The sequence below is a fragment of the Sphingomonas sorbitolis genome (assembly GCF_036663875.1).
Taxonomy (GTDB): Bacteria; Pseudomonadota; Alphaproteobacteria; order Sphingomonadales; family Sphingomonadaceae; genus Sphingomonas.
In genome coordinates, this window is record NZ_JAXOJS010000001.1 from 814,605 (window position 1) to 834,625 (window position 20,021).

15 protein-coding genes are annotated in these 20,021 nt (G+C 65.0%); 13 read left to right on the forward strand and 2 right to left on the reverse strand.

What is annotated here, in order from left to right:
* Window positions 1–39 precede the first annotated feature (39 nt).
* Genes U1763_RS03355 through paoC (U1763_RS03385) form a run of 7 tightly spaced genes read left to right on the forward strand, consistent with a single transcriptional unit; the run spans window position 40 to window position 9,032 of the window.
* Window positions 40–1,272, forward strand: a complete 1,233-nt coding sequence (locus U1763_RS03355; protein WP_332754114.1) for an MFS transporter — start codon at window positions 40–42, stop codon at window positions 1,270–1,272.
* Window positions 1,269–2,387 (forward strand): XdhC family protein, encoded by a 1,119-nt coding sequence (locus U1763_RS03360; RefSeq protein WP_332754115.1) that lies wholly within the window; start codon window positions 1,269–1,271, stop codon window positions 2,385–2,387. The genes U1763_RS03355 and U1763_RS03360 overlap by 4 nt, the downstream gene beginning before the upstream one ends.
* Window positions 2,371–3,009 carry an aldehyde dehydrogenase iron-sulfur subunit PaoA gene (paoA, locus tag U1763_RS03365; protein WP_332754116.1) on the forward strand — a complete coding sequence of 213 codons (639 nt, stop codon included), beginning with the start codon at window positions 2,371–2,373 and terminating at the stop codon, window positions 3,007–3,009. The genes U1763_RS03360 and paoA overlap by 17 nt, the downstream gene beginning before the upstream one ends.
* Complete coding sequence (locus tag U1763_RS03370) at window positions 3,006–3,956, forward strand: FAD binding domain-containing protein (protein ID WP_332754117.1); 951 nt, start codon at window positions 3,006–3,008, stop codon at window positions 3,954–3,956. The genes paoA and U1763_RS03370 overlap by 4 nt, the downstream gene beginning before the upstream one ends.
* 4 nt (window positions 3,957–3,960) lie before the next feature.
* Entirely contained in the window at window positions 3,961–6,168 is a 2,208-nt protein-coding gene (paoC, locus tag U1763_RS03375) for an aldehyde oxidoreductase molybdenum-binding subunit PaoC (protein WP_332754118.1), read from the forward strand.
* Between the two features lie 48 nt (window positions 6,169–6,216).
* A complete protein-coding gene (locus U1763_RS03380) occupies window positions 6,217–6,825 on the forward strand; it encodes a cysteine hydrolase family protein (protein ID WP_332754119.1) in 609 nt (202 codons plus the stop codon).
* Window positions 6,822–9,032 carry an aldehyde oxidoreductase molybdenum-binding subunit PaoC gene (gene paoC, locus U1763_RS03385; protein ID WP_332754120.1) on the forward strand — a complete coding sequence of 737 codons (2,211 nt, stop codon included), beginning with the start codon at window positions 6,822–6,824 and terminating at the stop codon, window positions 9,030–9,032. Before U1763_RS03380 ends, paoC (U1763_RS03385) begins: the two co-directional genes overlap by 4 nt.
* Before the next feature lie 91 nt (window positions 9,033–9,123).
* Here paoC (U1763_RS03385) and U1763_RS03390 read toward each other — a convergent pair whose 3' ends face one another.
* Complete coding sequence (locus U1763_RS03390) at window positions 9,124–10,320, reverse strand: MFS transporter (protein ID WP_332754121.1); 1,197 nt, start codon at window positions 10,318–10,320, stop codon at window positions 9,124–9,126.
* A gap of 518 nt (window positions 10,321–10,838) precedes the next feature.
* Here U1763_RS03390 and U1763_RS03395 point away from each other — a divergent pair.
* On the forward strand, window positions 10,839–11,210 hold the full coding sequence (locus tag U1763_RS03395) for a cyclophilin-like fold protein (RefSeq protein ID WP_332754122.1): 372 nt from the start codon (window positions 10,839–10,841) through the stop codon (window positions 11,208–11,210).
* Window positions 11,211–11,294: 84 nt separating this feature from the next.
* Window positions 11,295–12,203 carry a LysR family transcriptional regulator gene (locus U1763_RS03400; RefSeq protein ID WP_332754123.1) on the forward strand — a complete coding sequence of 303 codons (909 nt, stop codon included), beginning with the start codon at window positions 11,295–11,297 and terminating at the stop codon, window positions 12,201–12,203.
* A gap of 231 nt (window positions 12,204–12,434) precedes the next feature.
* Here U1763_RS03400 and U1763_RS03405 read toward each other — a convergent pair whose 3' ends face one another.
* Window positions 12,435–13,349, reverse strand: coding sequence for a LysR family transcriptional regulator (locus U1763_RS03405; RefSeq protein ID WP_332754124.1), 915 nt, complete (start codon window positions 13,347–13,349; stop codon window positions 12,435–12,437).
* A gap of 99 nt (window positions 13,350–13,448) precedes the next feature.
* Here U1763_RS03405 and U1763_RS03410 point away from each other — a divergent pair, with 99 nt between their 5' ends.
* The 4 genes from U1763_RS03410 to U1763_RS03425 all read left to right on the forward strand — a co-directional run bounded on the left by U1763_RS03410 (window position 13,449) and on the right by U1763_RS03425 (window position 19,848).
* Window positions 13,449–13,583, forward strand: a complete 135-nt coding sequence (locus U1763_RS03410; protein ID WP_332754422.1) for a hypothetical protein — start codon at window positions 13,449–13,451, stop codon at window positions 13,581–13,583.
* 314 nt (window positions 13,584–13,897) lie between these two features.
* Complete coding sequence (gene katG / locus U1763_RS03415) at window positions 13,898–16,123, forward strand: catalase/peroxidase HPI (RefSeq protein WP_443026870.1); 2,226 nt, start codon at window positions 13,898–13,900, stop codon at window positions 16,121–16,123.
* A 503-nt stretch (window positions 16,124–16,626) separates the two neighbouring features.
* Window positions 16,627–18,432 carry a DUF885 domain-containing protein gene (locus U1763_RS03420; protein WP_332754125.1) on the forward strand — a complete coding sequence of 602 codons (1,806 nt, stop codon included), beginning with the start codon at window positions 16,627–16,629 and terminating at the stop codon, window positions 18,430–18,432.
* Between the two features lie 243 nt (window positions 18,433–18,675).
* Window positions 18,676–19,848, forward strand: a complete 1,173-nt coding sequence (locus U1763_RS03425) for a DUF6624 domain-containing protein (RefSeq protein ID WP_332754126.1) — start codon at window positions 18,676–18,678, stop codon at window positions 19,846–19,848.
* The last annotated feature ends 173 nt before the right edge of the window (window positions 19,849–20,021 follow it).

Genomic DNA, 20,021 nt, shown 5'->3' on the forward strand with positions numbered 1-20,021 from the left:
GCAGGTCCGGGCGCATTTGGCACAATCAGGAGAGCCAGAATGGCAAGTTTCACCGCCGCGACCGCGGCACCTGATGCGTCGCGCGTCGGCGATCAGCCTGCGCGCTGGGGTGCGGTATATGCGATGGCGCTGTGCAGCTTCGTGCTGATCGCGTCCGAGTTCATGCCTGTCAGCCTGCTGAGCCCCATCGCGCACACGCTGAACCTGACCGAGGGCAAGGCCGGGCAGGCGATTGCGATATCCGGCCTGTTCGCGGTCATCACCAGCTTGTCGCTGTCCTCCATCTTGGGGAGAACGGACCGTCGGATCGTGCTGCTCGTCCTGACGAGCCTGCTGGTGATCTCCGGTGGCATCGTCGCGTTTGCGCCGAGCTATGTGGTCTTCATGATTGGCCGCGCCCTGCTCGGTATCGCGATCGGCGGGTTCTGGTCGATGTCGGCGGCGATCGCCATGCGACTGGTCCCGAGCCACGCGGTCCCCAAAGCGCTCGCGGTAATCAGTGGCGGCAATGCACTGGCCACAGTGCTCGCCGCGCCGCTGGGCAGCTTCGCCGGCAGCCTGATCGGGTGGCGCGGGGCATTCTTCTGCGTGGTGCCCGTCGCCGTCGCCGCGGTGATCTGGCAGGCGCTGACGCTGCCACCGCTTCCGGTCGCCGAACGACAAAGCGCCCGCGGCATGTTTGCGCTACTGCGCCGGCCGCCCGTGGTGTTCGGCCTGCTGACCGTCGCGATGCTGTTCGTCGGGCAGTTCGCGCTGTTCACCTATCTCCGCCCGTTCCTCGAGCAGGTGACGCATGTATCGCCGGCCATGCTGTCGGTCATGCTGCTCATTCTCGGCGTGTCGGGCTTCATCGGCACGGTCCTGATCGGCCGCGTGCTGAACGGGGGCCTGTTCCTCACGCTTGCCGTGCTGCCAGCGTTGATGGCGGCGACGGCGGCGGCGCTGACGGTGCTTGGCACGTCGGTCGTGGCGGTCGGAATATTGCTCGCGGTCTGGGGTTTCGCAGGCACGTCCGCACCGGTGGCGTGGTGGACATGGCTGGCGCGCACGGTGCCCGACGAGGCCGAGGCTGGCGGCGGGCTGATGGTGGCGATCGTGCAGCTCGCCATTACGCTCGGTGCGACGATGGGCGGCATCGTCTTCGATGCAGCCGGTCCGCGCGCCGAGTTCCTGAGCAGCGCCGGCCTTCTTGCGATTGCAGCACTCGCCGCGGTCGCGATCGGCCGGGCCGATCGTCGCCCCGCCGGCCATGGCCAGGCCGTGGCTGCATGAAGCAGGCGCTGGCGATCCTGCGCTTCCTGCGCGACTGTGACAAGCGTGGCGAGCGGGCCGCTCTGGTGACGCTGACCGACGTCACAGGCAGCGCGGCGCGCGCGCCGGGCGAGCATATGGCGGTGGCCGAAAGCGGACGCTCGCTGGGCTCGTTTTCCGGCGGGTGCGTCGAAGCCGCGGTGATCGCCGAGGCACAGGAGGCCCTTGCCAAAGGGCGCGCGCGCCACGTGCGCTACGGCGACGGATCGCGCTACATCGACATTCGGCTGCCTTGCGGCGGGGGTATCGACCTGCTGTTCACACCGGCACCGGATCGTCGGCAGATCGATTGCGCCATCGCCGTTCTGGAAGGGCGCGAGCCGGTCACGCTCCACCTTTCGATCGACGGAGCTATCGTTGCCGCCCGGTCATGCGACGGCGATCGTACGCTGTGGCGCGATACGATTTTCAGCGTGCGTCATGATCCGGTGCTTCGGCTGGTCGTCATGGGACATGGCGCGGAGCCCGCCGCGATGCTCGACATCGCCTGTTCCTATGGCGCCGACGTGACGCTGTTGAGCCCCCAGGCCTCGCTCGTCGAGGACGCACGGCGGAAGGGACTATCCGCCGATCTTCTCCGGTTCGTCGGCCGCGTGGACGGACTGGCGATCGATCCCTGGACCGCGGTCGTCACGCTGTTTCACGATCACGACTGGGAGACGCCACTCCTGCTCCAGGTCCTGGAGCAACGCCCGTTCTTCATCGGCGCGATGGGCAGCATGAAAACGCATCTCGAACGCCAGCGGCGCCTTCTGGAAGCAGGGGCAGAGCGTGATGACATCGCGCGGGTTGTCGGACCTGTCGGCCTGATCAAGGCGACACGCGATCCCCAGACGCTGGCGCTCTCGATTATGGCGCAATTGGTCCAGGCTTATGAAGCGACGACGGCGTTCGACAAGGCGCGCCCGGAGAGTTGGGCCATGAGCCATCCTCATGGTTTCATTGAACATCATGCACGCTCCAAACGGCATGGCGACGCGTTACAGTCCGAGACAATCGTTGATGTAGATCAGACAGTTACCGCGGACGCGCGGTACGGAAGCAAGGAAGATGAAGCCCATGCCCAGCATATCTGAAGTAGAGCTTTCGCGCCGTGGGCTCCTGGCGGGCAGCGCCGCGACAGCCGTGATCGCCGCGTCGCCGGCTGGCGCTGTCGCCACGACGCCGCCCCAGGCTGGCGCCACGCCGACCATGCCCGTGCGGTTCAAGGTCAACGGCGAAAAGCGCGCGCTCAGCCTCGATCCGCGGACGACCCTGCTCGACGCGTTGCGCGAGCATCTCCACCTGACCGGCACCAAGAAGGGCTGCGATCACGGCCAGTGCGGCGCCTGCACCGTGATGGTCGACGGGGTCCGGATCAATTCCTGCCTCAGTCTCGCGGTGATGCACGAGGGCGACGAGATCACGACGATCGAGGGCCTTGGCACGCCCGACAAGCTGCACCCGATGCAGGTGGCCTTTATCAAGCATGACGGCTATCAGTGCGGCTATTGCACGCCGGGGCAAATCTGCTCGGCGGTCGCGGTCCTCGACGAGATCAAGCGTGGCATCCCGAGCCATGCGCAGGGCGACCTGATGACCAAGCCGACCGCGACGAACGTCGAGATGCGCGAGCGGATGAGCGGCAACATCTGCCGTTGCGGTGCCTATTCCAACATCGCCGAGGCCATGGCCGAAGTCGCGGGAGCAAAAGCATGAGAGCCTTTACCTATGAGCGCGCCAAGGATGCCAGCGGCGCGGCGCGTGCCGTTGCGGCGAACCCGGCCGCCAAGTTCATCGCGGGCGGCACCAACCTGCTCGACCTGATGAAGATCGAGGTCGAGACGCCGACGCATCTCGTCGACGTGCAGGATCTCGGCTTCGACAAGATCGAGGCAACACGGGACGGTGGCCTGCGGATTGGCGCGCTGGTGACCAACACCAATCTCGCCGCGGACGAGCGCGTCCGCCGCGATTACGGCGTGCTGACCCGCGCGATCGTCGCGGGCGCCTCGGGCCAGTTGCGCAACAAGGCGTCGACCGCGGGCAATCTGCTCCAGCGGACGCGATGCCCGTATTTCTACGACACCAACATGGCGTGCAACAAGCGCAAGCCGGGTTCGGGTTGCGCGGCGATCGGTGGCTATTCGCGCCAGCTCGGCGTGATCGGTGTCAGTGACAGCTGCATCGCGACGTTCCCGGGCGACATGGCGGTGGCGATGCGCGTGCTCGATGCGGTCGTCGAGACCGTCGACGCGACCGGCCAGCGCCGCTCGATCCCGATCGCCGACTTTCACCGACTATGGGGTGATACGCCCCAGCAGGATACCGTGCTGAAGCAGGGCGAACTGATCACCGCGGTCACCTTGCCGAAGCCGCTCGGCGGCAAGCATTTCTACGAGAAAGTGCGCGATCGTGCGTCCTACGCCTATGCGCTGGTGTCGGTAGCCGCGGTGATCCAGCCCGATGGTACCGGACGCGTTGCGTTCGGCGGCGTGGCCCCCCGCCCCTGGCGTGTCGAGGCGGCGGATGCCTTGCTGCCACGCGGTGCCGCCGCAGTGACGGCGCGTGCGTTCCAGGGTGCGACGCCGACCAAGGACAACGCGTTCAAGCTGCCACTTGCCACTCGCGCGCTGGCCTCGGTCCTCGCCGAAGCGAAGGCATAAGCCCATGAAGTTCGAAACACCCGCCACTACCAACCCGATCGACCGCATGAAGGTCGTCGGGCGTGCGCAGACGCGCGTCGACGGCCCGCTCAAGACCACCGGGCTGGCGCCCTACGCCTATGAACGTCACCGCGAGATCGAGAACGCCGCGTATGGCTATGTCGTCGGCGCGGCCGTTGCCAAGGGACGCATCAACGCGGTCGACACGGCAGCAGCCAAGGCCGCGCCCGGCGTCATCGCGATCGTCACCGCTGCCGACGTGGGCAAGCTCGGCAAGGGCAAGTTCAACACCGTCAAGCTGCTCGCCGGACCCGACGTCGATCATTACCATCAGGCGGTCGCCGTCGTCGTCGCCGAGACGTTCGAGCAGGCGCGGGCCGCCGCGGGTCTGGTCCGCGTCGATTATGCGCGGGGCAAAGGGCGCTTCGATCTTGACGCCGCGTTGAAGACGGCCCCGCTGACCGATGCGGAAAAGCCCGGCAAGGGCGAAGATCGGGTTGGCAATTTCGAGACCGCGTTCGCATCCGCACCGGTCAAGCTCGACGCCGAATACACCACGCCGGATCACAGCCATGCGATGATGGAGCCGTTTGCCTCGATCGCCGCCTGGAACGGCGATGCGCTGACGGTGTGGACCTCGAACCAGATGATAGACTGGGGACGTACCGATCTCGCCACCACGCTGAATATGCCTAAGGAGAAGGTCACCTTCCTGTCGCCCTATGTCGGCGGCGGTTTTGGAGGGAAGCTGTTCCTACGCAGCGATGCGGTGCTGGCGGCCCTGGGCGCAAAGGCGGCGGGGCTCCCGGTCAAGCTCGCGATGAGTCGCCCGTTTATGGCCAACAACACGACGCACCGTCCCGCCACGCGCCAGCGCATCCGCATCGGTGCGACCAAGGACGGCACGATCACCGCGATCGCGCACGAGAGCGGCTCGGGCGACCAGCCTAACGGCAGCCCGGAGGCCGCCGTCCTGCAGACTAACCTGTTGTACGCCGGCGCGAACCGCCTGACGTCGATGCGGCTGGCCGTGCTCGATCTGCCCGAGGGCAACGCGATGCGCGCGCCGGGTGAAGCCCCAGGCCTGATGGCGCTCGAGGTCGCGATGGACGAGATGGCGGAAAAGCTCCGCATGGATCCGATCGCCTTCCGCGTGAAGAACGACACGCAGGTCGATCCGAAGGACCCCAAGCGCCGTTTCTCGCAGCGCCAGCTGGTGCGTTGCCTGACCGAGGGCGCGCAGCAGTTCGGCTGGTCGCGGCGCAACGCTACCCCCGGCGAGGTCCGCGATGGTCGCTGGCTGGTCGGGATGGGCGTGGCGTCCGCCTTTCGCAACCATATGAACATGACGTCGGGCGCGCGCGTCCGGCTCGGCATGGACGGCATCGTCACCGTCGAGACCGACATGACCGACATCGGCACCGGCAGCTACACGATCATCGCGCAGACTGCGGCGGAGATGATGGGCGTGCCGCTCGATACGGTCGTCGTGAAGCTCGGTAGTTCCGCGTTCCCGGTCTCGGCCGGGTCGGGCGGCCAGTTCGGCGCCGCCAATTCAACGGCGGGCGTTTATGCAGCTTGCGTCAAGCTGCGTGAGGCAGTTGCGCAGCGCCTTGGCTATAATTCGGCCGATGCCGTCTTTGACGGCTGCCGGGTCACGAGCGGCAATCGCTCGGCCGACCTTCGCAAGGCGGCGTCTGCGGGCGAACTGATGGCCGAAGACAAGATCGAATATGGCGACCTCGACAAAAGCTGGCAGCTGTCCACCTTCGGCGCACACTTCGTCGAGGTCGGCGTCGATAGCTATACCGGCGCGACCCGCCTGCGCCGGATGCTGGCGGTCTGCGCGGCCGGACGGATCATCAATCCGACATCGGCACGCAGCCAGGTGATCGGAGCGATGACAATGGGTGTCGGCAGCGCGTTGATGGAGGAACTGGCGGTCGACAAACGCTTCGGCTTCTTCGTGAACCACGACCTCGCCAGCTACGAGGTGCCGGTCCATGCCGACATCCCGCACCAGGAAGTGATCTTCCTCGACGAGGCCGACGACAAGGCCAACCCGATGAAGGCCAAGGGCATTGGCGAACTCGGCCTGTGTGGCGTCGGCGCGGCGGTTGCCAACGCGATGTACAACGCGACCGGCGTACGCCTCCGCGACTATCCACTGACCCTCGACAAGCATCTCGACCGGTTGCCGGCGGTGGCGTGAGCCACGCCGGTCGATCCGCGGGGCTTGCAACGAATGGGAGACAAGACGATGATACCCGAAAAGACCGCCCTGCTGCTGATCGAGTACCAGAACGACTTCGTGAGCGAAGGCGGCGCGCAGCATGACGCGGTGAAGGCGGTGATGGCCGACACCGACATGCTGGCGCACAGCCGGGCCGTCGTGAAGCAGGCGCGTGCGCGCGGCGTGACGGTGATGCACGCGCCGATCGGCTTTGCGGACGGCTATCCCGAGATGCCGTCCGATCCCTACGGCATTCTGGCCGGCATCAAGCAGGCGCAGGCCTTTCGCAAGGGCAGTTGGGGCGCGGCGATCGCCGATGCGATGGCGCCGGTCGACGGCGACATCGTGATCGAGGGCAAACGCGGCCTCGACTGCTTCGCGAGCACCAATATCGATTTCATCCTGCGCCAGCGCGGCATCACCGATCTGGCGATCGCCGGCTTCCTCACCAATTGCTGCATCGAGTCGACCACGCGCTCGGCATACGAACGCGGCTTCCGCGTCGTCACGCTGACCGACTGCACGGCAACCTTGAGCCCCGAGGAACAGGAGGCGGCGGTCACGAAGAACTTTCCCATGTTCTCCGAGCCGATGACGCACGACCAGTTCCTGGCCGATCTGGAGACACCCGCATGAAGTTCGACACGCCTGCGAACACGACGCCGATCGACCGCCTGTCCGTGGTCGGACGGGCACACACGCGCGTCGAAGGTCCCCTGAAGACGACCGGAACGGCGCGTTACGCGGCCGAGCATCACGACTTCGCGCCGGATGCGGCGCATGGCTACATCCTCGGCGCAGCGATCGGCAAGGGACGTATCGAACGCATCGATACCGCGGCGGCACGCGCCGCGTCCGGGGTCCATGCGATCGTGACGTATGAAAACTCCGGTCCGATCGGCAAGGGCGAGTTCTACACGCAGCGTATTCTGGCCGGGCCATTGGTCGATCATTATCATCAGGCGGTGGCAGTCGTCGTCGCCGACACGTTCGAACAGGCGCGCGCCGCGGCGGCATTGATCCGCGTGACCTATGCTCGCGGAAACGGTCGCTTTGACCTGGCCGCGCAGAAGCCATCCTCCCCGATCGCGCCGAAGGAAGCGTTCGGCGGCCCGAGCGAGCAGTCGGTCGGCGCCTTTGCTACCGCGTTCGCCGGTGCCCCGGTCAAGGTCGACGAGACCTACACCGTTCCCGACCAGGCGCATGCGATGATGGAGCCCCACGCATCCATCGCGCGCTGGGATGGCGACAAGCTGACGTGCTGGACGTCGATCCAGGCGATGAACTGGGGCTGTCGAGACCTGGGCCTCATCATCGGTACGCCGAAGGAAAATATCCGCCTGCACTCGCTCTTCATCGGCGGCGGTTTTGGCGGCAAGGGCACGACGCAGAGCGATCTTGCACTCGCGGCCATCGCCTCGCGCGTATCTGGTCGTCCGGTCAAGGTCGTTTTGCAGCGCCCGTTGATGTTCAACAATACCATTCACCGGCCCAAGACGATCCAGCGCATTCGATTGGGCGCCGGCAAGGACGGCCGCCTCATTGCCATCGGTCACGATAGCTGGTCGGGCAACCTCGCCGGTGGCCGTACCGAGCCTACCACCCTTCCGACGCAGCTGATGTATGCGGGAAAGAACCGCCTGTTGCGTCGCTATCTCGCCCCTCTCGATCTCGCCGAGGGCAACGCCATGCGCGCGCCGGGCGAGGCGCCGGGGATGATGGCGCTGGAAGTCGCAATGGATGAGCTTGCCGAAAAGCTCGGCATGGATCCGGTCGCGCTGCGTATCGCAAACGACACGCAGGTCGACCCTGCAAAACCCGAACGCCGTTTTTCCACTCGGCCGTTCGTGCAGTGCCTGAAAGAGGGCGCGGACCGCTTCGGCTGGAACGCGCGGGTCGCAAAACCCGGCAGCCGGCGTGAAGGCAAATGGCTGATCGGCATGGGTGTCGCCAGCGCGATCCGCGGCGCACCGATCATGAAGGCCGGCGCCCGCGTACGGCTGGGCAAGGACGGGCACGTCACGGTCGAGACCGACATGACCGACATCGGCCAGGGCAGCTACACGATCGTCGCGCAGACCGCCGCCGAGATGATGGGCGTTCCCTTAGACAGCGTGACCGCGAAGCTCGGGGACTCGACCTTTCCCGAGACACCCGGCTCGGGCGGTCAGGCGGGGGCAGCGTCGGCCACCGCCGGCGTCTACGCTGCATGCGCGAAGCTGCGCGACCTCGTTGCGCAGCGGATGGGCTTCAACACGACCGATGTGACGTTCGCGGACGGACTCGTCAGTTCGGCGGGTCGGTCGGTGCCGCTCGCCGACGCCGCCAGGGACGGCGAGATCGTCGCCGAGGATGTCATGGAATTTGGCGACCTGAGCAAGGAGTATGCGCAGCAGACCGTTGGTGCGCATTTTGCCGAGGTCGCCGTGGACGGCTATACCGGCGCGGTCCGCGTGCGCCGGATGCTGGCGGTCTGCGCCGCGGGACGGATCCTCAATCCGCTAACGGCGCGCAGCCAGGTGATCGGCGGGATGACGATGGGGATCGGCGCCGCGCTGATGGAGGAGATGGCCGTCGACACCCGCTTCGGCTTCTTCGTCAATCACGACCTTGCCGGCTACGAGGTGCCCGTCCACGCCGACGTCCCGCATCTCGAAGCGCATTTCATCGACGAGGTCGATGCGACGATGTCGCCGCTGAAGGCCAAGGGGGTCGGCGAGCTGGGCCTGGTCGGCGTAGCGCCGGCGATCGCCAACGCGGTGTATAACGCCACCGGCGTTCGGGTGCGCGAATATCCGGTGACCCTCGACAAGCACTTCGCAGGCCTGCCGGAAATCGCGTGACGCGACAGACCTGCAGCCGCGTTGCGAGGCGCGCGGCTGCGTTCACCCACACTAGTGCGCTAAAGCGTGGATGACCGCAGCCGCCCTCGCGTCAGGGTTCGGTACGCGCACCCGGCGTGAAGCCGTTGGCTGAAGCTGCGTAGGCAATGGCGAAGGCGACGCCAAGCAAGGCCAGCATCGCGGGGAAAAACGCCGCGACGCCGGCGCTGCGATAGATCAGCGCGCCGACCGCGCCGCCGCATGCGATGCTAACGTTCCAGACCGTCGTCAGCATGGCGCCGACGATATCGACGCCCTCGCCCGCCGCGTCGGAGGCCGCCGTCTGGATCGAGGTCGCAGCCCCGCCGAACGTCAGGCCCCACAGGACGACGCCGACAAGGATGACGCTGTCGCTGTGCGGCAGAAAGCCGAGCACCGCAGTCGCAGCGGCGAACACCGCGAGACTGGCGAGGACGTGGAGGCGCAGGTGGCGGTCCACAGCGGCACCCGCGATCCAGATCCCTGCGAGCGCGGCGCATCCGAACACCAGCAGCAGCAGGCTCACCCGGTTACCGTCGCCGGCCCATTCCGCATACGGCGCGACATAGGTGTAGAGAATGTAATGCGCCGTCACCCACGCGAACGCGGTGACAAGGATCGGCGCGACGCCCGGCATCCGCAGCACGGCCAGGTTCGACAGCTTGCGCTCGGGCGGCTGGCCGGCGCTGTCCGGCATCTTCCACGCGACCGCCCCGGCCAGGCATAGCGCGAGCGCGGCCAGCACCAGGAACGCGGTCCGCCAGCCGATCGCCCCGCCCGCGAACGTGCCCAGCGGCACGCCGACCGACAGCGCCAGCGGGGTGCCGATCATCGCCAGTGCGAGCGCGCGGCCCTTCAACCGATCCACTACCAACCGGCGCGCATAGCCTCCGAGGATGCCCCAGCCGAGCCCGGCGGAAACGCCCGCCGCAAACCGCGCGACGAGCGTTACCGCATAGCTGTGGGAGAGCGCGGTCACGACATCGAACACCAGCAGGCCGAAGATTGCCGCGAGCAGGAGTGGCTTGCGCGCATAGCTCTGCGTGACACTGACGAGCGGAATGGCCGCCATCACCGATCCGACGGCATAGACCGTCACCATCTGGCCAGCGAGCGCGCGCGATATGTCCAGATCATCGGCGACCTGGGGCAACAGACCTGCGGGGAGCGTCTCGGTCACGATCGCGGTGAACCCGGTCAGCGCGAGCAGGATGAGCGCGCCAACGGGGAGCGTATCGCGCTCGGCGCGCGCCTGTGGTTCGATATCCAAGATTTTACCTTTGTGCGATCGCCGGACGAGCGAGGCGCCCGATCGATGGGAGAGGACTGTCCTACGATCCGCCCGCGCAATCGTGGCATGGCGGCAGCTCAACGCCCGGATGAGCAGGCGTCCATGACGGCCGTAACGCGGCGCGGATACCGTCGCACACTGAGCGCCGCTCATCATGGCATCAACGCAAGATCGTGTTGTTCGGGTCGCTGGTGGCGATTAGATCAAGATCGACACACGTGCCGGTCAAGGATCGCCGCGCTGGATGCCGCCATCGCCGATGCGCTGGCGACCAAGCCGCGGCTCCACGGCGTGCGGCTCGGGCTTGGCGAAGGTGCGGCGGTCGCGTGCCATGGGGGCGTAAGGGGAAGGTGACGATGCGCACTATCGAGGCAGGACGCCCCATTCTCTGCCTGTTGGCCCTGTTGCCGGCGTGCGGCCAACCGGCCGCGACCGCGACCGCGAAGGCAACCAACGCCGTGGTATCCAATGGAAACAGCGCCAGAGAGATACGAACAATGACGACGATCGAAATCGATGCCGGCACCCGACAATGGACCGCGCAGATCGCAGACACCCCGTCGTCACGCGATTTCCTCGCGCAGCTGCCGCTCGATCTGACGCTGACCGATTATGCAGCGACGGAAAAGGTCGCCACTCTGCCCCGACCGCTGACCCGCGACGGCGCACCGGCCGCGGTCACGCCCCGCGCCGGAGAGATCGGCTATTACGCGCCCTGGGGTAACATCGCGCTCTACCACAAGGATGGCCCGCACTCTCCCGGCCTCGTGATCCTCGGTCGGATCGACGGCCCTTACGCCGATCTCGCGAGCCCCGGTGCCGTGAAGGTCACGATCCGACAGCGCGTTGCTCCTCCGACGAAACGCTGATCCTTCGAGCGAGGACGTCCCTGCCGAAGCCGCAGTCGTCCGTCGATCGCTTGCGACGCTAACCCATAGACCGCAGGATACACCATGACGACCAGCCGATCCGACCTCGCCGACCTGACCTACTTCCTGGCAATCTCCCGACATCGAAGTTTCAGGCTCGCCGGGCTCGAACTCGGCGTCAGCGCATCGGCGCTCAGCCATGCCTTGAAGGGGCTAGAGGCACGACTAGGCGTACGCCTCCTCCACCGCACGAACCGGAGCGTCACCCTGACAGCCGCCGGCGAGGAACTGCGCGACAAGGTGGCTGAGCCTTTCGGCACGATCGATCAGGCCGTTGAAAGCCTCAACCGCTATCGCGACGCGCCGACCGGACGGGTTCGTCTGAACGTGGCCGCCGAAGCGGCGCCCTTACTGCTTGCGCCCGTCATGCCGATCTTCATCGAGCGGTATCCCGATATCGAGATCGACATCGCGGCGCGCGATCAGATGACCGACGTGATCGAAGACGGCTTCGACGCGGGGATTCGGTACGGCGGAACCGTGCCCGAGGACATGGTGGCGCAGCGTCTGTCGAGCGAACTCCGCTGGGTCGTCGTCGCGTCGCCCGCCTATCTTGAAAAGTTCGGCGTTCCGCAGCATCCATCTGATCTCGAACACCACCATTGCCTCGGGGTCCGCCTCGGCAATGCGCATATCTATCGCTGGGAGTTTGAAGGCCCCGAGGGTGAATTCTCGGTACCCGTGGCGAGCAAGGTCCTCGTCAACGGGGGGCGAGCGATGCTGGCCATGGCACTCGCCGGTACCGGACTGATGTACGGCATGGAGCCAACCTTCGCCCCCTATATCGCGCGCGGGGAACTGCGCCCGGTTCTTGAACACTGGTCGACGATGGGCCCGGCATACCACGTCTATTATTCCAGCCGTCGCCAAGTGCCAACCGGCCTCAAGCTGTTGATCGAACTCGTCCGTGAATTGCGTCCTCTAGGCCTTTAGTCCCGCGAATTGGAAATGCGCATGCAACTACGGCGCTCATCGCGAACTGCTCGTACCATCGGTTGTCGTAGACATGCGCCATACGCTCCTTGGCATCGAAGACCCATTTGCAGTCATTCACGACGTTTTTTGGGCTTCCGAACTTCTGTCGTTCGTTAATCCCACCTTGGGTCTTGGTTCCGGTCCGAAGCTCACCTGTCGAAAGGAAGTATTTGCTATTTTACCCCCCTCCTACCCGCCGCCCCAAGGCGCGTTCGCCAATTCGCGGGCAAGATAATCAATGAGAGCCTGGACCCGAAGTGGTCGCAGCGGGCTTGGCGGCATGACGAGATGTAGCCCCAACGGGGTCACCGACCATTCCGGCATCGCCACCATCAGTTTGCCGTCGCGCAGTTCCCGCCAGACCAGGAACTCGGGTTGGATCGCAAGCCCCTGCCCCGCAACAAGCGCCGGATTCAGAAGATCGGCATTGTCGGTCCAGACGCGCACCGGCGGTTCGATCGCCTCCTCCCCGAACGTCGGATGCGTGAAGCGCCACGCCCTCGACGAACCACCCGTATAGGCCAGCGCGCAATGCCGGCTCAGCTCGGCGGGGTGCGTCGGCATGCCGTGGCGGTCGAGATAGTCGGGCGACGCTACCAGTAGCAACCGGACCGTACAGAGCTGCCGCGACAGCAGCGAGGAGTCGTTCAGGCTTGCGATCCTGAGCGCCAGCTCGAACCCTTCCGATACCAGATCGACCTTCCGGTCACTCAGCGCGAAATCGACGGTGATTTCGGGATAGGCCTTCAAGAAGGCCGGCAGCACCGCACCGAGAGACGCGATGCCGAACGACAATGGCGCGCTGATCCGCACGCGTCCGCGGGGCACGGTGGATTGCTCGCCAGCTTCGTCCTCTACGGCCTCGCCCTCGCTCAGGATGCGCGACGCACGCGCCAACGCCGCGCGGCCGGCATCGGTAAGCGCGACGCGCCGCGACGTCCGTGCAATCAGCGTCAGGCCCAGGCGCGCCTCAAGTCGCGCGATCGCCTTCGAGACGGTGGGATCGGACATGCCCATCTCGCGTGCTGCACGCGAGAAGGAGCCATGTTTGGCGACCATGGCGAAAATCGCCCAGGCTTTGAGATCGGGAAGGCGCTTCGTCATTTTTGGCAAGATTGAAATGCCAATCTTGCCGTTTCGTCAAGCCCCATCATGGCGCATCTTTAGGTCATCGGAGCAGCAGCGCTCCCCAGGAGACCGAACATGATCGACCGTCGCCCCTTCGACAGCCTTGGTGGTGCCAACCATGGCTGGCTCGATGCCAAGCATCACTTGATCTTAGATGTTGGATGTTGCAAATGGGCGACGGCATCGAAAAGGTCGCGTCGGCGCAAATGACGCAGCTACGTATAACGGAATGCCGCTTGCGTCTTGGTTGCGATACCGCGGACGTCATCGATAGGGCCGCATTGATAGGGTAGCGCGGGATGGCGCCTTTGCAGGCGCGTCAGAGCCCCGAGAAGGCGTGCGCTGCGGCATTATAGCGGTCGCCCATATAACGGTGGGCGTACGCCGTAAGGCGGTATGCTCGATGGTCATCAGTGATCGACTACTCTCATTAATTGGTTCCGAATAATCGATTGGACAAATGTCCCTCAGATCCTGCATTTTAACAACTAAGACGGTAAGACTCATCGAGAGAGGACGCCAAGATGGCCGATTACGAACAGCCCAAGAGCAGCGGTTGCCCAATGGGCCCCAACGGCGGCGGCGAGGTGAAGGCCCGTTCGCTGCTGGGTCGTACGAACAAGGACTGGTGGCCCGATGCGCTGCCGATCGACATGCTGCACCAGCACGGCGTCTCCCCCGACCCGATGGGCGGAGAGTTCGACTATGCCGAGGCGTTCAAGCAGCTCGACTATGCCGCGCTCAAGGCGGACCTGACCGCGCTGATGACCGACAGCAAGGCCTGGTGGCCAGCTGATTACGGTCACTACGGCCCGTTCATGATCCGCATGGCGTGGCACGCCGCTGGCACCTACCGCGTGACCGATGGTCGCGGCGGGTCGTCGTCGGGCCAGCAGCGTTTCGAGCCGCTCAACTCGTGGCCGGACAACGGCAACCTCGACAAGGCACGTCGCCTGTTGTGGCCGCTCAAGCAGAAGTACGGCAAGAATATCAGCTGGGCCGATCTATTCATCCTCGCCGGCAACGTCGCGATCGAGAGCATGGGCGGACCGATCTTCGGTTTCGCCGGCGGCCGCAAGGACGTGTTTGCCTCCGAGGGCGACACGTTCTGGGGCGCCGAGGAGCTGTGGGTCAACGAGGGTGCGCAGACGCGCATCAGCGAGGACATGCCCGAGCTCGAAGGCCCGCTGGCTGCGATCCAGATGGGTCTCATCTACGTCAATCCGGAAGGTCCGGGCGGTGATCCGAACCCGCTGTTGTCCGCGCGCGACATGAAGGCGACGTTCCTGCGGATGGCGATGAACTCCGAGGAAACCGTTGCGCTGACCGCTGGCGGCCACGCGTTCGGCAAGTCGCATGGCGCCAAGCCTGCCCCGCATTTCAAGGCGCCGTCTTCGGAATCCGTGCACATGCAGGGCCTCGGCTGGCTGACCGACAGCGAGGAGATCGGCCAGGGCCACATCACGACCTCGGGTATCGAGGGCGCGTGGTCGAACAACCCGACCAAGTGGACCGGCGACTATCTGCGCCTGCTGTTCAAGTACGATTATGAGCTGACCGAGAGCCCGGCCGGCGCAAAGCAGTGGCAGCCGGTCAACCCGGCACCGGAGGACATGGCACCCGACGCGCGCGATCCCAACAAGCGCGTGCCGACGATGATGACCACCGCCGACATGGCGCTGAAGATGGACCCCGAGTTCCGCGAGATCGCACTTCGCTTCCGCGACGATCAGTCGGCGCTCGACGACGCGTTCGCGCGCGCCTGGTTCAAGCTGACGCACCGCGACATGGGTCCGCGCGTTCGTTACCTCGGGCCTGAGGTTCCGGAAGAGACGCTGATCTGGCAGGATCCGGTTCCCGAGGGCACCGCGCCGTCGGACGCCGACGCCGCTGCATTCAAGGACGCCGTGCTGTCGAGCGGGCTGACGATCGGCCAGCTGGTCAAGACCGCCTGGGCAACGGCGTCGAGCTATCGCCGGTCGGACCACCGCGGTGGTGCGAACGGTGCACGCATCGCGCTCGCACCGCAGAAGGACTGGCCGGTCAACGAGCCAGAGCAGCTGAGCAAGGTTCTGGCCAAGCTCAACGAGCTGCGCGGCGACATGTCGCTGGCCGATGCGATCGTGCTGGCCGGTTCGGCAGCGGTCGAGAAGGCGGCGCGCGATGCCGGTCACGACGTGTCGGTGCCGTTCCTCGGCGGACGCGGCGATGCGACGCAGGAGTGGACCGATGTCGAGAGCTTCGTGTGGATGGAGCCGCAGGCCGATGGCTTCCGCAACTACCTGAAGACGCGTCACCCGGTGAAGACCGAGGAGCTGCTGCTCGACAAGGCTTCGCTGCTCGGGCTGTCCGCGCCGGAGATGACCGTGCTGGTCGGTGGCCTGCGCGTGCTCGGTGCGAACTTCGGCGATGCGCCCGAGGGCGTGCTCACCGAGCGCAAGGGCCAGCTGACCAACGACTTCTTCGTCAACCTGCTCGACAACGACACGTTCTGGGATCTGGTCGACACGTCGAGCGACGAGAAGTTCATCGGCTACGATCGCGGCGGTCGCGAGAAGAAGTGGCAGGCGACCCGCACCGACTTGGTCTTCGGCTCGAACTCGCAGCTGCGTGCGACGGCTGAAGTCTACGCCGAGAACGGTCACGAGCAGAAGTTCGTTCGCGACTTCGTCAAGGCGTGGGTCAAGGTCATGAACGCTGATCGCTTCGACGTCACAGCCAAGCCTGTATCGTCCAACCAGGCGACGTAAGGTTTTATGGGGTGCGGATAAGTCGTGCCGGCCTGGACAAGGTTCCAGAAAGCATGGCTTATCCGCCACTCCCCGATGTTATAGTTGTCGCAACTAAGACATGAGCTCTGATCACTCGATTACATGTAGCCCCCGTCCTAAACGGCAGGCTTACAGCCAATATCGTCACTAACACCTGCGCCCGAACTAGCCGGTCATAAATGCTACGGGCGACGCTATGTTCTTGGCGGCGAAGCGTTACCGCCCCCTGTCGGAATACCTGTAGGGAAATGGCCCCGATGACAGGGAACCTTGATCAACCCTGATCGGTAAGAGACGCAGCGCCTGAAAACGCGGTCTCGGATCTTAGACGCGGTGGTGATCGCCCCTCACGCCGACGTCTCAGGATTGGACGACAATAGTCGTCGCGCGGCGAGTGCCGCTCACGCTCGACAAATCCGGTCATGGCCTCCAGACCATGCATGCACCGCTCGGGTGCGCGTAATGTTCGGTCAGGAGCCTTCATGCATCGTCGCCACTTTATCGCGTCTGCCGGTTTCGCCTCCGCGTTGATGGCCCTGCCGGCGATTGCGCGGGCCGCAATGGGTCGCGACGACGTCAAATTGAGGGCGATGCTCGACCGGTTCTTTTACGCGCGATTGGACGAGAGCCCCGAACAGGCGACCTCGCTCGGTCTCGATACGGGTGCGCGGACCCGGCTTAAATCGAAGCTCGACGATACCTCGCGCGCCGGCGAGCAGCGCCAGTTCGCGCGGGCAAAGAGAGAGCTGGCCGCGCTGAAGACAGTGTCGCGCGACGCGCTGGGCGACGCGGCGAAGCTCGATTACGACGTGGTCGAATACAGCCTGGACCGCGAGATCGCGGGGCAGCGTTACGCTTATGGTGCCAGCGCCGGACGGTATGCGCCCTATGTGCTGACCCAATTGACGGGCGCCTATCGCGACGTACCGGACTTCCTGGCCAACCAGCACGCGGTCCGCAGTGCTGCCGACGCGGATGCCTATGTCGCCCGCGTGCTGGCGTTTGCGGGCGCGATAGATGCCGAAACGGAGCGTCAGCGCGAGGATGCCGCCAAGGGGGTGTTCGCGCCGGACTATATCCTCGACACCACGCTAAAGCAGCTGGCGTCGGCGCGCGACAAGGCGCCCGACCTGTCGGGCCCGGCGACCGACCTGACCGCCAAGCTGAAAGCGGCCAATTTGCCCCCCGAGCGCGGCCAGGCGGTAGCGACGCTGATGCGCGACCAGGTGTTTCCCGCGCTCGACCGGCAACGCGCGCTGGTGACCGAATTGCGTAGCAAGGCGACGCACGATGCGGGCGTCTGGCGCTTGCCGGATGGTGACGCGTATTACGCAGCGGCGGCGAGCGCCGCGACCACGGTGCAACTGACGGGAGACGAGATCCACACGCTGGGCCTGTCGCAGGTCGCCGAAATCAGCGCGCGGATCAATGGCATCCTCAAGATGCAGGGCATGACGCAAGGGAGCGTCGGCGAGCGTCTGGTCGCACTCAACACGCGACCCGATCAGCTCTTCCCCAATACCGATCCGGGTCGTGAAGCCCTGCTGGAGCAACTCCGTGCGCAGATCGCTGCGATGGCGAAGCGCCTGCCCGAGCAATTCGGAGTTCTCCCCAGGGCGCCGGTCGAGGTCCGCCGCGTTCCCGAAGATATCCAGGCCGGTGCGCCGGGCGGCTATTACCAATCCGCGTCGCTCGACGGGTCGCGGTCGGCGATTTATTTCATCAACCTGCGCGACACGTTCGACCGCCCGAAATTCGGTCTGGCGACGCTGAGCTATCACGAGGCGATCCCGGGCCACCATCTCCAGGTCATGTCGGCACTGGAGAGCGAGGACATCCCGCTGATCCGCCGCCGCGGCTTCTATTCCGGGTATTCCGAGGGTTGGGCACTCTACGCCGAACAGCTTGCCGACGAGATGGGCGTGTACGACGGAAACCCGCTGGGTCAGGTCGGCTATCTCCAGTCGCTGCTGTTCCGCGCGACCCGCCTGGTCGTGGATTCAGGCATGCACGCCAAGCGCTGGAGCAGGGAGAAAGCGACCGATTACCTCATCGCCACCACCGGCATCGCGCGTGGCCGCAGCCAAGGCGAGATCGACCGCTACACGGTCTGGCCGGGACAAGCGTGCAGCTACAAGATCGGCCACACCGTGTGGACCCGCCTGCGCGACGAAGCCAGGCGGAAGGCCGGCGGGAATTGGGACCCGAAGCAGTTCCACCGCGTGCTGACGATGGGCGCGATGCCGCTGACGGTGCTGGAAAAGGTCGCGCGCGAGCGGATCGGGTAGCAAACGGGATCAGGACGAAGCGGACCCAGCGCGGACCGTTTTTCGTTTCTGGACCGAGCCGGAATTTGTTCTGGAATGGAGCGCGCGACGTACGCCTATCCATGGTGCGCAATATTTGATCATTGGCGAAGTGAATTGCGCACTTGGGAACAAAGCAACGGGTCTGACCCAGTTACGGGCATTCTCGTACTGATTTGCGCCTTGCGGGATCGGCCATTCGTTCATCGGCCAACGGCACTTTCGATGCGGATCTACCAGCTCAATAATAACAGGCGGGGGAGCGCGGCCAAGCTGCTTTACGGCAGAACGTCCAACCAGCGAACATCGACCGTTGTCCGCGCCGTTGTGTTCTTACATGGCCTGTCGCACAACGCGTCAAGTCAGAGGAGAGTAGATGTGCGGGCATTCCGGATCGGTTTGAGCGCCATACTTTTAGGATCGACTCCTGTCGGCGCGGCAACTCGACCGCCAAGTATCCCACCTGCCCTCTCCTCTTTCCTGCACAACGACATTGTCGAATACGGCGACTATCGATGGTTCCGTGGGCGGTTTGCCGGCGCGTCGGCTGCGGACACGCAGGCGTTCATTGTTGCCCTGGAATGGAATGAAAGATGTGAGACGCAGTCGCGTGTCGCGATGAAAGACGAACTGGCGGCGATGGGCCAGACGTTCGACCCAGGTCGGGACGTCTATGCACGGCCTGCATTATGCCGTCAGTTCATCCAGCTTCCAATACGGGCGGACGTAACATGGTCAGCCTTTTCCGCTGCGCTAGATCGTGTCCGGCCATATGCGCTCGGTATCATCCGTGCGATCGCGCTCGTGGAGCAGCAGGTGATCGATCACGGCGACTATGCCGAGCAGTTGCGCACCCGACCACTCGGGGAGCAGACTTTGCGTTTCGCGTGGGTCGAAAGCCAACGACATGAAGGACAAACCGCGACCTATTCGTCGCTCGAACGGGCTGTCTACGAAGGCATTCTTCTGCGTGCCTTGGATGACCGCGATCAGGATAATACAGCCTGGCTTTCCGCGAGAGTGACCCGTCAGGGTTGGCCAACGCGTTCGCAACTAGGCGACGAGGCATCCGCCGCCGCTTGGCTGCTTGTCCAACACGCGGATGCCAATCCGGCCTTCCAGCTGACTGCCCTGCGCCTGATGGCGCCGCTGGCGTCTAAAGAGGAGATCGATCCGCGCAACGTTGCCATGTTGACGGACCGCATGCTGCTCAAGCTCTCCGGTCACCAGCAATACGGTACGCAATGGACGTGCAAGGACGGCAAACGCGTGCCGCTGCCGCTGGTGAACACCAACGCGGTCACCGATACTTTGCGGGCAAAGGCAAACCTCGGCACGCTCAACGAAAATGCCAGTCAGATCGACACCTTGTACGGGCGATGCCCGCCTGCGGGATAAGTCATCTGCACGCTGGCGAAGTCTTATCCACAGATCACGCCGGGCTGGCGCTGGCGACGTTCAATAGCCCGCCGCTCGTCCCGGGAGGACGGTGCCCATACGCCATGACGACGTAGAGTGCCAAGAAGAGCATAGTCCACGAGCCGGCCGATTCGGCGATTGCTGTTAGCAAC